Annotated in this window: 12 protein-coding genes; 3 read left to right on the top strand and 9 right to left on the bottom strand. The window is 69.0% G+C overall.

Going from position 1 to position 14078, the window contains the following annotated elements; translation table 11 throughout:
- The first annotated feature begins 23 nt into the window (after positions 1 to 23).
- Positions 24 to 3140, top strand: a complete 3117-nt coding sequence (locus LKO27_RS15380; protein WP_304650883.1) for a S8 family serine peptidase — start codon at positions 24 to 26, stop codon at positions 3138 to 3140.
- Positions 3141 to 3240: 100 nt separating this feature from the next.
- On the opposite strand, the gene fbaA is transcribed toward LKO27_RS15380, so the two are convergent.
- The 8 genes from fbaA to LKO27_RS00460 form a co-directional block, all read right to left on the bottom strand.
- Positions 3241 to 4263, bottom strand: a complete 1023-nt coding sequence (gene fbaA / locus LKO27_RS00495; RefSeq protein ID WP_227734951.1) for a class II fructose-bisphosphate aldolase — start codon at positions 4261 to 4263, stop codon at positions 3241 to 3243.
- Positions 4264 to 4345: 82 nt separating this feature from the next.
- Entirely contained in the window at positions 4346 to 4885 is a 540-nt protein-coding gene (locus LKO27_RS00490; protein WP_227734950.1) for a hypothetical protein, read from the bottom strand.
- A gap of 19 nt (positions 4886 to 4904) precedes the next feature.
- Positions 4905 to 5510: an RNA methyltransferase gene (locus LKO27_RS00485; RefSeq protein ID WP_227737165.1), complete on the bottom strand. Its 606-nt coding sequence runs from the start codon at positions 5508 to 5510 to the stop codon at positions 4905 to 4907.
- A gap of 59 nt (positions 5511 to 5569) precedes the next feature.
- Positions 5570 to 6379: a LemA family protein gene (locus LKO27_RS00480; RefSeq protein WP_227734949.1), complete on the bottom strand. Its 810-nt coding sequence runs from the start codon at positions 6377 to 6379 to the stop codon at positions 5570 to 5572.
- Between the two features lie 49 nt (positions 6380 to 6428).
- Positions 6429 to 6968, bottom strand: a complete 540-nt coding sequence (gene pyrE / locus LKO27_RS00475; protein ID WP_227734948.1) for an orotate phosphoribosyltransferase — start codon at positions 6966 to 6968, stop codon at positions 6429 to 6431.
- Positions 6965 to 7660: a class E sortase gene (locus LKO27_RS00470; RefSeq protein WP_227734947.1), complete on the bottom strand. Its 696-nt coding sequence runs from the start codon at positions 7658 to 7660 to the stop codon at positions 6965 to 6967. The genes pyrE and LKO27_RS00470 overlap by 4 nt, the downstream gene beginning before the upstream one ends.
- Positions 7661 to 7961: 301 nt before the next feature.
- Positions 7962 to 8777: a spermidine synthase gene (locus LKO27_RS00465; protein ID WP_227734946.1), complete on the bottom strand. Its 816-nt coding sequence runs from the start codon at positions 8775 to 8777 to the stop codon at positions 7962 to 7964.
- A gap of 41 nt (positions 8778 to 8818) precedes the next feature.
- Positions 8819 to 9772 (bottom strand): asparaginase, encoded by a 954-nt coding sequence (locus LKO27_RS00460; RefSeq protein ID WP_227737164.1) that lies wholly within the window; start codon positions 9770 to 9772, stop codon positions 8819 to 8821.
- An 84-nt stretch (positions 9773 to 9856) separates the two neighbouring features.
- On the opposite strand from LKO27_RS00460, the gene LKO27_RS00455 reads away from it, so the two are divergent.
- Complete coding sequence (locus tag LKO27_RS00455; RefSeq protein ID WP_227734945.1) at positions 9857 to 11176, top strand: MATE family efflux transporter; 1320 nt, start codon at positions 9857 to 9859, stop codon at positions 11174 to 11176.
- Between the two features lie 11 nt (positions 11177 to 11187).
- On the opposite strand, the gene LKO27_RS00450 is transcribed toward LKO27_RS00455, so the two are convergent.
- On the bottom strand, positions 11188 to 12876 hold the full coding sequence (locus LKO27_RS00450; RefSeq protein WP_227734944.1) for a glycoside hydrolase family 10 protein: 1689 nt from the start codon (positions 12874 to 12876) through the stop codon (positions 11188 to 11190).
- Between the two features lie 160 nt (positions 12877 to 13036).
- Between LKO27_RS00450 and LKO27_RS00445 the strand changes: the two genes are divergently transcribed.
- A complete protein-coding gene (locus LKO27_RS00445; RefSeq protein WP_227734943.1) occupies positions 13037 to 14032 on the top strand; it encodes a hypothetical protein in 996 nt (331 codons plus the stop codon).
- Positions 14033 to 14078: the final 46 nt, after the last annotated feature.

Raw genomic sequence — 14078 nt, 5'->3', positions numbered from 1 at the left:
CGCCTAATAGTTGAGGAGCGCAAATGCGTGCAACCTGGCTTCGAGTCGCGGCCGTGACTGCCGTCTTCGCTCTGCTCGCTCCGACGGTTCCGGCGGCCGCGGACACGGCTGGGGACCTGGGTGATTCCTCCGACCACGTGACACCCTCGGAACTGACCGCCAGGTTCGCCACCACCGGAAAGTGGTTCATCGAGTTCGCCAGCGAGCCCACAGTCAGCGGCGGCTCCTCGTCCACAGTCCGGGCCCAACAGGACAAGTTCGTCAGCGACGCCAAGCGCAGGTCAATCCCCGTCACCGTTTCCAAGCGCTACCAGAGGCTGTTCAACGGGATGTCGGTCTCGTCCGACGCCGAGGGCGCCGCTGCGCTCGCGGATCTGCCGGGCGTCACGGCGGTCTACCCGGTCGTGCCCGTGGAACTCCCCGAGCCCCAAGCGGTCAACCCCCAGCTCTCGTCGGCTGTGGCCATGACGGGCGCGGACGTGGTGCGCTCCGAACTCGGCCACGACGGGGAAGGCGTCCGGGTCGGGATCATCGACAGCGGCGTCGACTTCGACCACCCTGACCTGGGCGGCACCGGCGTCGACGGTGGCAATTTCCCGACCGCGCGGGTCACGCACGGCCGGGATTTCGTCGGCGACGACTACAACGCCGACCCGCTCTCTCCGGGCTACCAGCCCGTACCCAAGCCGGACTCCATCCCAGATGACTGCCAGGGCCATGGCACCCACGTGGCCGGGATCGTCGGAGCCTCGGGTGAGGTGGACGGGGTGGCACCCGGCGTCACGTTCGGCGCCTACCGCGTCTTCGGCTGCGGCGGTTCAACCGACACCGAGATCATCCTCTCAGCGATGGAGCAGGCACTCACCGACGGCATGGACGTCGTCAACCTGTCCCTGGGCTCCGGGTTCCAGACCTGGCCCGACTACCCGTCGGAGCAGGCCGCGGACAGGCTGGTGGAGGCGGGTGTCGTCGTCGTCGCCTCAGCAGGCAACGACGGTGAGTCCTTCACCCAGGCCACCGGCGCTCCGGGTGTCGGAAAGAACGTCATCTCCGTCGCCTCGCACGACAACACCGCACTGCTGCTCGATGAGCTCCTGGTCATCGACGACCCGCAGGAGACGGCGTCCGTCGGCATCCTGCCCGCCGCCGGTTCCCCGGATCCTGATGCCTCCCTCAATGGGCTGAAGCTCGCCTGGACTACGGACCCGCAGGGCTGCGTGGCCGAGACGAGGAACCTGACGGGCCTGATCGCCGTCACCAGCCGCGGCACCTGCTCCTTCCACGAGAAGGCGCTGTTCGCGCAGCAGGCGGGCGCCGAGGCGTTGCTGCTCGCCAACCACGAGGCAGGCGTCCTCAACGCCACCGTCGAAGGTTCGACCGCGATCACCATCCCGGTCATGACGGTCACCCAGGCGCAGGGTCAGTCCATCAACAAGATGCTGACCGACGCCGACCGCGTGACTCCCACGGTCAAGTTGACCGGCGAGTCCACGTCGCAGCCCAACCCCACCGGAGGCCTCGTCTCCGGGTTCTCGTCCTGGGGACTGGCAGCCGACCTGACGCTGAAGCCCGACCTCAGCGCACCCGGCGGCTCCATCCGCTCCACCTTCCCGCTCGAAAAGGGTGGCTACCTCACCAACTCCGGGACGTCGATGTCGGCGCCGCACGTCGCAGGCGCGGTCGCCTTGATGCTCGACGCGGACCCCGGCCTGGCTCCTGATGAGATCCTCAGCAGGCTGCAGAACACCGCGACTCCGACGATGTTCTCCTACGCCCCCCAGTCCGGGGTACTGGACGCCGCGCACCACCAGGGCGCCGGCCTGATCCAGGTTGACAAGGCGATCCTTGGTGGCACCGTCGTGAAACCCGGCAAGATCTCGGCCGGCGAGTCCGCCGACGGACCCCACACCGAGACGCTCACCATCAGCAACACCTCGGCGACTCCGGTCACCTACACCCTCAGCCACGAGGACGCCGTTTCCACCTATGTCGACAGCGGCGCCGAGGTCCCAACGCAGAACAGTGTCGCCTTCACCGTGCTGGAGTCCTCCGTGCGGTTCTCCGCGCCCACCGTCACGGCGCCCGCCGGCGGCACCGCCCAGGTCGACGTCACGATCGCGGCGGACCCCGACGCCATGGAGGGGTCCCAGTACAGCGGCTACCTCGTCCTGCGGGACGACGAGGGTTCCGACCCGCTGACCATCCCGTTCGCCGGCATGGCCGGCGACTACGGCAACCTCAAGGTCTTCCCGGACCTGGACTTGGGACTGCCGGCTCTGGTCACCGTCGACAAGTGCGGCTACTGGGAGGAGCAGCAGTGCGTCGATCCCGCCGCCGACTTCGACTACGCCCCTGCGGGCCGCAATTTCGCCCTGGGCCGGGATCTGCCCACCATCGCGCTCCACCTGGCCGTCCCGGTGCTCAGGTTGGAACTGCACGCACTGCAGGTCGATGCGGCAGGGAAGGTCATCGAGGGCAGCGCGAGACCCGCGCTGGGCGTGGACAGGATCGGCCGCGACTCCGGTCTGAGCCTGTGGTCGTGGGATGGACGAGTCCAGCAGGCCGACGGCCTGACCCGCGAGGTCGCCCCCGGCAACTACGCCCTCCGGCTCACCGCCCACGAGGCCGACGGCGACGGTGGCACGCAGGTCTGGACGTCGCCGGCGTTCGGGGTGAAGAACGCCCGTACGCCCTCCCCCTCGGCCACACCGTCGGCCTCCCCGACGGCGCCCAACCCGCAGGTCGACCTGTACTCGACCCCCGGCTACCACCGCGTCAACGGGAGGGACTGGTTCACGGCCTGCGAGCCCTACTCACAGACCGTCCGCTGTCGGACCTCCATAATGGCGACCACCGTGATCGAGCAGGGCGGCCGGTTCATCGCACAGACCAGGTGGGTGTTCAACAACCTGACCTATCTGCCGTCGTCGAAGGCGTTGTGGGTCGGCAATCCACTGGCGGCCGGTGGTCAGTGGACGGCTTCGGACGGGCGTCAGTGGCGAACCGAGTGCGGGACCCCGAGCACTGGCCGCAACGGCTGCCGAAGCTATTCGGTGGCGAAGGTGATCGAGGTGGCGCCGCAGGGCGGTTACCGCTGGACGCAGAAGTGGGTGTTCAACAACATCGTCCGCTTCAGCTGACCCGGACATGACGACTGCGGCCCATCCCCGAGGGGATGGGCCGCAGTCGTCTGTTCAGCTTGTCGCGTGAGCCGGGGCGGGAAAGCCCCCACGCCAACCGCTACTTGCCGGAGGTGCCGGCCGAGCGCAGCTGCTCGCAGGCCTCGACGACGCGCTTGGCCATGCCGTTCTCTGCTGCCTTGCCCCATGCGCGGGGGTCGTACTGCTTCTTGTTGCCGACCTCACCGTCGATCTTCAGCACGCCGTCGTAGTTGCGGAACATGTGCTCCACGACGGGGCGGGTGAAGGCGTACTGGGTGTCGGTGTCGATGTTCATCTTGATGACGCCGTAGTCGACCGCGTCGGAGATCTCCTGCGCGGTGGAGCCGGAGCCACCGTGGAACACCAGGTCGAACGGGCTCTCCTTGCCGTACTTGGCGCCGACGGCCTCCTGGATCTCCTTGAGGACCTCGGGGCGCAGCTTGACGGCACCCGGCTTGTAGACGCCGTGCACATTGCCGAAGGTCAGCGCGGTGATGTAGCGGCCCTTCTCGCCGAGGCCGAGGACCTCGATGGTGCGCAGCCCGTCCTCGACGGTGGTGTACAGCTTGTCGTTGATCTCCGCGGCGACGCCGTCCTCCTCGCCACCGACGACGCCGACCTCGATCTCGAGGATGATGTTGGCGGCCGCGCAGCGCTCCAGCAGCTCAGCGGCGATGGACAGGTTCTCCTCCATCGGCACGGCCGAACCGTCCCACATGTGGGACTGGAACAGGGGGAGCTGACCGTTCTTGACGCGCTCCTCGGAGATGGACAGCAGCGGGCGGACGAAGCCGTCGAGCTTGTCCTTGGGGCAGTGGTCGGTGTGCAGCGCTACGTTGACCGGGTAGTTCTTAGCCACTTCCTGCGCGAACGCCGCGAAGGCGACTGCTCCGGAGATCTTGTCCTTGATGGTGGGGCCGGAGAAGTACTCAGCGCCGCCGGTGGAGACCTGGAGGATGCCGTCGGAGCCCGCCTCGGTGAAGCCCTGCAGGGCTGCGTGCAGCGTCTGCGAGGAGCTGACGTTGATGGCCGGGTAGGCGAACTTGCCCGCCTTGGCCGAATCGACCATCTGGGCGTAGACCTCAGGGGTTGCAACTGGCATGATGCCCTCTTTTCATATCTTGAGACATGGGTTGCCCCAACCCTATCTCCTCCGGTTCGTGGCGAATCGGGGAGGCCCACCATCAGAGCATGCGGTCCATCTCACTGACGTCGACGTGCACCCGTCCCAAGGAGCGCGCGCTCGCTGCGGAGTCGATGGCCGCCGGCATGGCGTCGAGGAAGCTCATCGGGATCTTCGCGACTGGCTTGCCGTCGGTCTCCATCACCAGGTTGGGACCGGCCCCGAAGCTCGGCCCGGTGATCTTCAGGCCGGTGATCTCCGACCACCGCGCCCGGACGGGGCGCGGGTGCACGAACTCGATGCCCTGCGCGTCGATGTAGAGCGCGTCTCCGTGTCCGATCGCGGCGAGGTCCCGCTTGGCGCGGTGCAGTCCGACGGCCGAGATGGTCATCCACACCGCCGTCGAGACCCCCCAGATCACGAACAGTGCGATGACCCATCCCAGGCTCCAGCCCGGGTTGAAGAAGAACACCAGCGCCGCGAGGATGGCGAGCGAGACGACCGCCGAGATGATCCGGAGCCGAAGTGCGCCGCGTTGCCGCACCACGCGCTGCGCCGTCGGCAGCGGCGTGAGGCCGACGGTGAATCGCTCAGGCAGCATGGCTGTCATGCTAGCGCCGTCAAGGTCGCCCGCGGTGCTGCAGGCTCCAGTGGTACATGGCTATCGCGGCCGCCGCTCCGGCGTTCATGGAGCGCGTCGAGCCGTACTGCGTGATGGCCACCAGCTGGGCGCACCCCGCCACCATCTCGTCGGTCAACCCGGGCCCCTCGGACCCGAAGACCAGGCAGCAGTCGCGCGGCAGCTCGGCAGCCTCCAGCGGTACGGAGGACGGCAGGTTGTCGACGCCGACGGGCGAGATCCCCCGCTCCGCCAACCATGCGAACAGGTCGGCCTCGTCGTCGTGGTGGTGGACGTGCAGGTAGCGGTCCGTGACCATCGCGCCGCGGCGGTTCCACCGTCGGCGGCCGACGATGTGGACGCCGGCGACGTTGAAGGCGTTGGCGGTGCGGACCATTGAACCGATGTTGAAGTCGTGCTCCCAGTTCTGGATGGCGACGTGCAGGGGCGCGCGCCGCTCGTCCAGGTCAGCAACGATGGCCTCCAGTCTCCAGTAGCGGTACTCGTCGCCGACGTTTCGGCGGTCGCCCTCACGCAGGAGGTCCGGGTCCAGCCTGGGATCCTCGGGCCAGGGCTCGGTGTGGGGCCCGACGCCGACGGTGGGCAGCGTCGGGTCCGCGACGTGGTCGACGGCCCGCTCATCCGGAGCGGGCCGTCGTGGGTCGGTCACTGGTTGCGGTAGGGAGGCTGGTAGCCGCCCGGCTGCTGGGGGTTCTGCTCCTGGTACGGCTGCTGCTGGTACGGCTGCTGCTGGTACGGCTGCTGCTGGTACTGCGGCTGGGCGGCGGGATCGGCCGATGGCGCGGAGTAGGGCTGTTGCTGGTACTGACCGGGGTTGGGCAGTTGCTGCGGCTGCTGCTGGTACTGGCCCGAGGGACGCTGGGAGATCTCGCCGAAGTTCACGTCGGGGGCCTGCCGGACCTGGGGGTCGTTGACCTCGAAGTAGGTGGCCTTCTCGAAGTTGGCGAAGCCCGCGATGATGTTGCTCGGGACGGTTTCGATCCGGGTGTTGTAGTCGCGCACGTTGGCGTTGTAGAACCGCCTCCCGGCGGCGATCCGGTCCTCGGTGTCAGTCAGCTCGCGCTGCAGCTCGAGGAAGTTGACGTTGGACTTCAGCTCCGGGTACGCCTCCACCGACACGATGAGGTTGCGGACCGCCGACGACAGCTCCGACTCGATCGCGGCTCGCTGCTCGCTCGGTGCTCCGTGCGCCTGGTTGGCCATGGCCGCGGCGCTGTTGCGCAGCGAAGTGACCTGCTCGAGGGTGTTGCGTTCGTGGGCGGCGTAACCGCGAACCGTCTCCACCAGGTTGGGGATCAACTCGTAGCGACGGTTGAGTTCCACGTCGATCTGGCGCCAGGACTCCTGAATCAGGTTCCGGCCCTTGATGAAGCCGTTGTAGACGCTGATTCCCCAGATGACGGCGATCAGTCCGACGACGATGATCACGCCGATCAGGCCAAGTAGAAATTCCATTGCAGCTCCTTAGGGCACGGTCGTTGACAAGCGTATCGGCACGGGGGCCTCACAGCCCCAGATCATCCAGACCAAGCGCGAACCGGTACTCCAGCCCCGCCTCCGCGACCTTCTCGGCCGCCCCGGTACCGCGGTCCACCACGACGGCCACCGCCACGACCTGGCCTCCCGCCTCCCGGACGGCCTCGACCGCTGTCAGCGCCGACCCTCCGGTCGTGGAGGTGTCCTCCACCACGAGGACGCGCCGCCCGGCGACGTCGGTGCCCTCGATGCGGCGCTGGAGGCCGTGCGCCTTGGCCTCCTTTCGGACGACGAACGCGTCGAGGCGGCCGCCGGCGGCGGCGCGGGCGTGCAGCATGGCGGTGGCAACGGGATCAGCCCCCAGCGTGAGTCCGCCCACCGCGTCGAACTCCAGGTCCGCGACGAGGTCGTTCATCACCCGTCCGACGACCGGTGCGGCGGCGCCGTCGAGGGTGACGCGGCGCATGTCGACGTAGTAGTCGGCCTCCTTCCCGGAGGCGAGGGTGACTCGGCCGCGTACGACGGCGAGGTCCAGCACGGCGTCGATGAGGGTCTGCTTGTCGGTCATGGTTTGGGCTCCGTCGTGGTCAGGACGCCGAAGGCCACGGAACGGTCCGGCGTCGGGTACAGGTCTTCGCAGGTGGTGAGGGTGATGAACGCCTGGGTCGGCTCGGCGTCGGCCTGGCCGGGCACCGGCTCGAGCACCCAGGGGTCGTCATCGCTGACGGTGAGCTGAGTGGGCGCCGAGGTGATCGTGTAGGTGTGGATGGCGTCGGCGGCCTCCACCACGACGACGTCGCCCACGGCGATGGTGCGCAGGTCGCGGAAGGGCTGGGCACCGGTGATGCACTGGCCGGCGACGGCGAAGTTGCCGAGTTGCCCCGGCTGCGACGTCCCCGGGTACCAGCCGACGGCCTCGGCGAGGCTCTCGTCCCCGATCCCGACGGCCACCGGCCACTCCCAGGTCTCACCCAGCGCGGGGATCCGGATGATCCACTCCGCGACTCCGTCCACGGGACTCGCCACCAGGGGCGACTCCTCGTCGTCAGCGGAACCGGGGTCCGCGTCGTCGCTCGCTGCCTGCCACCGGTCACGCAGCTGGGCGACGGCGTCGTCGGCAGCCCCCCGGGCAACCATGCCGCTCCCCCAGTAGAGCCAGACAGCCCAACCCGCACCCGCGACCGCGGCGAACAACAGCACCATCACCAGGACCCGCAACGGCGACGTGCCGGCTGCAGTGCTGCGGCGGGGTCGGGACATGTGCCCAGCCTATCGAGCCGACGTCCCTCCCCCGCAGCGTGCCCTGAGACCTGGGCCGGGGCCGCGACGCGTTGACCAGCGTTGTTCGCCGGCACCAGCCTTGTAGCGCTGGTGTCGGACAACAACGCTGGTGAACCCGAGGAAGCGCTGGTGAACCCGCGGAAGCGCTGGTGAACCCACGGAAGCGCTGGTGAACCCACGGAAGCGCTGGTGAACCCACGGAAGCGCTGGTGAACCCACGGAAGCGCTGGTGAACCCACGGAAGCGCTGGTGAACCCGCGGCAGCGCTGGTCAGCCCCTGTCAGGAGAACCAGAGCTTGCTGCCCGACGGCTCGGGTGAGGGCTGGGTGTCGGCGTCGGTGAACTCCTCCGCATCACCGATCCAACTGGTCAACTCGCGCCCGTCGAGCCACCTGTAGCCGAACGGCAGCTTGCCGGACTCACGGCGAATGCCTGCCAGGTCCGCGCGCGCCGTCGATCCCGCGAGCAGCAGGTTCCCGAAGCGTTTTCCCTTGTGGACCGGGGATTCCGCACCGACGATGACGTGGCGCCACCGCTGCCGGATGCCCGCGGCCACGCGCTTGGTCCAGTGGAACGGCGCACGGTCTGTGACGTTGCAGATGATCAGCTCCGCGCCGCGGCCGATCCGGCGGACGTCGTCGAAAGCCTCGGCGGTGACCAGCTCACCCGGCACGTGCGACCCGTCGAAGGCATCGACGATGACCGCGTCCGCGTACTCGTCGGGCATCGCGGCGACGCCGGTGCGGCCGTCGACGTCGCGCACCTTGATCCCCGAGCGTGGCGGCAGGGGCACCTTCCGCCGCACCTCCTCGGTGAGCTCGACGTCGGGCTCGCACACGATCTGGGCGGTGCCGGGCCGGCGCCACGCCACCCAGCGCGGCAGGGACATGGCGGCCCCGCCGACGTGCACCACCCGCAGCCGCTGCTCGGCAGGGGCATCCAGGATGGTGTGGTCCAGCAGCATCGCCGTGTGCTGCACGTACTCGAAGGCGAGGAAGTCGGGCCGAGCGGGGTCCACCCAGGACTGCGAGGTGTCGCCGAACCTGACGGCGAAGGCTCCCGGGACGGTGTCGTCGGGGACCAGGCGATCGGGCATGCCGGGAAGGATACTCCGGCCGGCCTCTTCTGGCCCCGGAGTCAGTCCAGCGCGCAGACCACCGCGCCCACCGGCCGACCGTGACCCAGGACGGGGACCGTCTCCAGTCGTTGGAGGACCGCTTCGTCGACGGTGCCGGCTCGGCGCAGCAGGTGGGCGAGCAGGATCGCGCGGGCGCGGTCCCCGCCGTCGGAGATCTTGAGGGCGACCCCGCGACCGTCGGGGAGTCCGACGGCGTAGACCGCCTCGGCGCCGTCCTTCGCGATCAGTCCCGGAGCGCCCTGCATGAGCGCCGTCACGTCCCTTCCGGGCCCGGCCACGAGGTGCGGGTGGGCGCGCATCGCGTCGGCGACGGCGCGCTCAGGGCCACCAACCGCTCCGGCGAGCCTGCCGAAGGCCCGGGCCAACGCCAGCAGGGGGATCGCGAACAAGGCCGCCCCGCAGCCGTCGACGGCGGTGGCGACCACCCGCTCACCGCCGAGGTCCTCCGTGGTCTCCGCCGCCAGCCGCTGGAACGGATGGGTCGGCTCCTGGTAGGAACCGAGGTCCCAGCCCGAGGCCACGCACGCTGCGAGCATCGCGGCGTGGTTCCCCGAGCAGTTCTGCGCCAGCGATTCCTTTCCCCTCCCCGAGCGGATCCAGGCCAGCCTCGCCTCCTCGCCCAGCGGGAAGTCGGGGCTGTTGCGCAGCGCGTGCACCCCCAGACCGCTGGCGGCGAGCGAGTCCAGGACCGCCCCGAGGTGTGCGGCCTCCCCGGAATGGCTGGCGCACCCGACGGCCAAGGCTTCCGAGGAGAGCACCGCGCCCGCGCGGAGAGCCGCGACGGCATGGATCGGCTTGTTGGAGGAGCGCGGGAGGATCACGGTGTCGGGCTCCCCCACGGCGAACTCGACGTCGCCTGCGGGTGAGGTGATCACCCCGATCCCCCGATGCACCGACTCCACGAAACCGCTGCGAACCGCATGCGCCACCACCGGCGCCTCCTCAAGACCCATCACCCAGCCGATCGTAGGGGTTGTGCCGCCAACCGCACGCCACCACCGGCCTAGACTCGGAGCCGTTCCAGCGAGCGGAGGAAGATGGGCGACAAGGGGCTTGACCGGCGCATCCTCGCGCTCGCCGTCCCCGCTTTCGCCGCCCTCGTCGCGCAGCCGCTGTTCCTGCTCGCGGACACCGCCATCGTCGGACAGCTCGGCACCCTCCCGCTGGCGGGGCTCGGCGCCGGCGTGACGATCACCTCCACCATCGTCGGCCTGGCGGTGTTCCTCGCATACGGGTCGACGGCGGTGGTCTCCCGCCAGTTGGGCGCGGGCAACCGCGGACGGGCCCTCGAGCTCGGGGTGCAGGCGATGTGGCTCGCGCTGGCCCTCGCCGTCGCCGTCGCTTGGCTCGTCTGGCTGGCGGCCCCGCACCTGGCTTCCTGGCTGGGCGCGACGGGCGAGGTGCACGGCCACGCCGTCGCCTACGCGCGCTGGTCCCTGCCGGGCCTGCCGGGAATGTTGCTGATGCTGGCTGCCACCGGCACGCTGCGCGGTCTGGCTGACGCGAGCACCCCCTTGGTGCTGGCCTTCGGCGCCGCCGCCACGAACGTGGTGCTGGACCTCGTGTTCGTGTTCGGGCTGGGCATGGGCGTGGCCGGCTCAGGGCTGGCCACGGCTGTGGCCGAGACCCTGATGGGGTTCACCGCAGCCTGGGTCGTGGGCCGCGGCGCCCGCCGCGAGGGAGCATCGCTGCGCCCGACGGTCACAGGCATGCGGTCCAGCCTGGTCGTCGGAACCCCACTGCTGATGCGGACGGTCACCCTACGTGCGGCGCTGGTCCTCACGACCTGGGTCGCCGCCAACAAGGGCGCCGTGGCACTCGCGGGTCACCAGGTGACCTACAACGTCTGGGGATTCCTCTCCTACGCACTGGACGCGCTGGGAATAGCCGGGCAGACCCTGATCGGGATGGCACTGGGCGCCGGGAGCGTCGAACAGGCCCGTGCGATCACCCGGCGGATGGTCCGGTGGTCCGTGGGTGCGGGCCTGGTCCTCGGCGCCCTCACAATTGCCGCCCGGCACCAGATCGCCTGGCTGTTCAGCCCCGACGACGCCGTCCGCGACGCGGTATCCGCCGGTCTGGTCGTCGTCGGCGCGACCCTGACCCTGACCGCCTACGTCTGTCTGATGGACGGTGTGCTGATCGGAGCCGGGGACGGCCGCTACCTCGCCAGGGCAGGGGTTTTCACCCTGGGGGTCTACGCACCGTTGGCGCTCGCCGTCGCCTGGTTCGCGCCCGGGGGCGGCGACGGGCTGGCATGGCTCTGGCTGGCGTACGGCGTCGGGTTCATGGGGGCCAGGTCATGGACCTTGTGGTGGCGGCAGCGGGGCGACGGTTGGCTCGTGACGGGTGCCTGAGGGTTCCCGCCTCAGCGTTCCAGGAAGCGCACCATGTTGTTGAACACCCACTTGTCCACCCGCTCATAGGAGTAGGTGCCGTTCGCGTGGCGGGTGGCCTGCACGATGCCGTAGACCATGACGGAGCTGCGGCAGCCGCCCCGGCCAGTAGCCGGGGTGTCGCACTCGGTGCGCCAGGGGCGGCCGTCGGAGACGAACTCCCCACTGAAGCCCAGGGGGTTGCCCGCCCACTGCGCGCGGGTCATCAGCGGCAGGTAGGTGAGGTTGTTGAAGACCCAGTCGGTCTCGGTGACGTAGCGGGAACCGTTCCAGGTGACCTGGGTGGCCAGGATGTCGGTGCGGCACCGGCGGGTCTGCGAGTAGGCCTCGCAGTCGGTTCGCCACTGGCGGCCGTTGATCTCGTGGTAGCCGGGGATGACGTAGAGGTCGCGTGAAGCGGTGGGCTTCCACGACATCAGCGGCGGCGCGGCCCACTCCTTGAACGGCCCCGCCGCCAGGCCACGGATGAGCGCCTGACGTTCGGCGGTCTTGGTGGACTGGGAGGTGGTGTCGACCGCGACGGCGCTGGCGTTGGCGTAGCTGTAACCCGACCAGCCGAGCCCGAGTGAGGTGACGTCGCGGGCCTGCTTGAGTGAGTTCTCGATGCTGTTCATGTACAGCCCCTGGCCAGAGACCATTACACGGCCCGTCTCCTGCTGCAGGCTGGCCAGGAACTTGTTCCAGGAAGCGAACATCGCCGCCTGGGTGGAACTCGCCTCGCTCTTGTAGTTCATCAGCACCACGGCGTCGACCAGGCCCCGACGTGCCCAGCCCGCCCAGTCCTGCAGGACGGCGGCGTAGGGGTCGGTGGACTCCCAGGATTTGTTGGTGGAGGGGCCGTAGCCGTAGGAGATGCCGTTCACCGAGAGCTCCACCGACGGCGCGACGCGATTGATGGCGTCCCGGATGCCTGAGACCGTCGCCGTCACCTGGGCCCGACGGAAGTCGGAGAACTGCCAGTCGGAGCCGGTCGGCCTGTCGGTCCGCCCGGTCTCGGTACGGAACCGCTGCAGCGAGGTCTCCGAGTAGCCCCACTGGTTGCCGGCGCCACCCGTGTTGTGATCCGGGTACCGGATGTAGTCCAGGTTGATGCCGTCGACGGCGTAGTTCTCGACGATGGAGGCGACTCTACGTGCGACGTCGGCCCGTGCCGCGGGGTTGGCGAGGTCGAGGTAGGAGCTGCTTCCGACCTGTTCCACACCGTCGGAGCGCTTGTTCAGCCAGCGGTTGGCCCCTGTGGCCGTGGGGCCGAAGGTGTTGAAGGGGTGGGCCGGGTCCCGCGGCGGGGTCGAGGATGACCAGAAGGTGTTGACGTTGACCCAGGCGTGCACCTCCAGCCCGGCCGCGTGGCCCTGCCGGATGATCTCGGCGAGGGGGTCGAAGTCAGGGCTCATGCCGGAGACTGTGGTGCGGGGGTAGTCCGACTTGTTGCAGTAGCACTCGAAGCGCCGCACCACCTGCACGAGCAGGACGTTGGCGTTGGCGGCCTTGGCGTCGGCCACCACTTGTCGCACCTGGCTCGCGTCGAAGATCCCCGGGTTCCAGGTGTCCACCCAGAACGAGCGCCACTGCGCCGTGGCGGCCGACGCCGGGGGCGGCGCAGCGACGAGTCCCGCGATGGACACCAGGGCCGCCAGCAGCGGCACCAGGAGCTTCCTCATGATGTAGTTCCTCTCCCACGGCGACACCGGACAGCCTAGTCAACGAGCAGTCCAGAAGAAGCGTCGACAGCTGGTGCAGTGATTGCGAAAAGCCCTCTGAAATGGCACCACCGGGACGTACCGTAGGCCTTTCGGATCAAATCCCAAAGGGGGGATTGGAATGTTGCTCTTCAGAAGGCTCCTCACGCTCATCGCGGCCGTCGTGGTGATCGGGACCGGAGCGGTCGTCGCCAACGCCTCGGTGTATGACACCCCGGGCGGCCAGATCCAGAACGGCCGGCTGTGGAACACCGAGTGCGAGATGTACTCCAGCAACGTCGTGAGGTGCAGGACCGAGATCTGGGCCACCCAGGTGGTCTACCACCAGGGCACCTACCAGCGCGTCACGGGCTGGACGTTCAACAACCTGACCTACCTGCCCTCGCCGCGCGCGGCGTGGGCGGACAACAACCTGGGCCACAGCGATGGCCCGAACGTCGTGTGGACCTCGAGTGGCCGCAGCTGGCGCACCGAGTGCGACACCCCGAACACGGGGCGTGGCGCCTGCCGCAGCTACATCCTGGCCGACGTCGCCACCGCGACCGTGGTGGGCGGCCGGTGGGTCTACTCCACGCAGCGCAAGTGGGTGTTCAACAACCTCGTACTGTTCTCCAGTCCAACCATCCCGCCCGTCACGAGCGCGCCGGCCCACATCCTGGACCAGTCCGTGCTGACGCACACCGGGTTCGGACCCCTGGGGCTCAACGCCCGCACGAGTGACCTGCAGAAGCTCGGCTACATCGACTGGAAGTCGACTTCCGTGTGCGAGTACTGGGACGTCTCGAGCGATCTGGCCGACCGCGGAATCGCACTGACCTACAACAACAACGCCTACGTCATGGAAGTCATCCTCACGCGCGCCGGTGAGCAGACCGCGGCTGGGGCGCAGGTGGGCATGACCCTGGACGAGGTACGGGCCATCTACGGCGCCAGTGCGGTGAAGCTGGAGACCAAGGACGGATACGAGCCGGTCTACGTCGCCGTCGTCGACCAGGGCCGCTACGAACTGGTCTTCGTCAGCTCGTTCGAACTGAGCCGGCCGATGGTCGGCACCGACAGGATCAGCATGATCATCGCCCGCGAAGCCACAGACTGGCTCGGCTGGGACGGCTGCTGACTGAAAATCCGAGGCGCCCCGTCGAGCTGTCTGCTCGGCGGGGCGC

The organism is Tessaracoccus sp. OS52, assembly GCF_020687685.1.
GTDB lineage: Bacteria > Actinomycetota > Actinomycetes > Propionibacteriales > Propionibacteriaceae > Arachnia.
The sequence above is the reverse complement of the archived record's forward strand: the minus strand, read 5'-3'. Positions and strand labels throughout refer to the sequence as shown.

What these genes read in the sequence shown, in the direction of transcription:
- LKO27_RS15380 (WP_304650883.1), top strand. Translation starts at nt 24, where the DNA reads ATGCGTGCAACCTGGCTTCGAGTCGCGGCCGTGACTGCCGTCTTCGCT.
- LKO27_RS00480 (WP_227734949.1), bottom strand. Translation starts at nt 6,379, where the DNA reads ATGGAATTTCTACTTGGCCTGATCGGCGTGATCATCGTCGTCGGACTG.
- pyrE (WP_227734948.1), bottom strand. Translation starts at nt 6,968, where the DNA reads ATGACCGACAAGCAGACCCTCATCGACGCCGTGCTGGACCTCGCCGTC.
- LKO27_RS00460 (WP_227737164.1), bottom strand. Translation starts at nt 9,772, where the DNA reads ATGGGTCTTGAGGAGGCGCCGGTGGTGGCGCATGCGGTTCGCAGCGGT.
- LKO27_RS00465 (WP_227734946.1), bottom strand. Translation starts at nt 8,777, where the DNA reads ATGCCCGATCGCCTGGTCCCCGACGACACCGTCCCGGGAGCCTTCGCC.
- LKO27_RS00445 (WP_227734943.1), top strand. Translation starts at nt 13,037, where the DNA reads ATGTTGCTCTTCAGAAGGCTCCTCACGCTCATCGCGGCCGTCGTGGTG.
- LKO27_RS00490 (WP_227734950.1), bottom strand. Translation starts at nt 4,885, where the DNA reads ATGCTGCCTGAGCGATTCACCGTCGGCCTCACGCCGCTGCCGACGGCG.
- LKO27_RS00455 (WP_227734945.1), top strand. Translation starts at nt 9,857, where the DNA reads ATGGGCGACAAGGGGCTTGACCGGCGCATCCTCGCGCTCGCCGTCCCC.
- fbaA (WP_227734951.1), bottom strand. Translation starts at nt 4,263, where the DNA reads ATGCCAGTTGCAACCCCTGAGGTCTACGCCCAGATGGTCGATTCGGCC.
- LKO27_RS00470 (WP_227734947.1), bottom strand. Translation starts at nt 7,660, where the DNA reads ATGTCCCGACCCCGCCGCAGCACTGCAGCCGGCACGTCGCCGTTGCGG.
- LKO27_RS00450 (WP_227734944.1), bottom strand. Translation starts at nt 12,876, where the DNA reads ATGAGGAAGCTCCTGGTGCCGCTGCTGGCGGCCCTGGTGTCCATCGCG.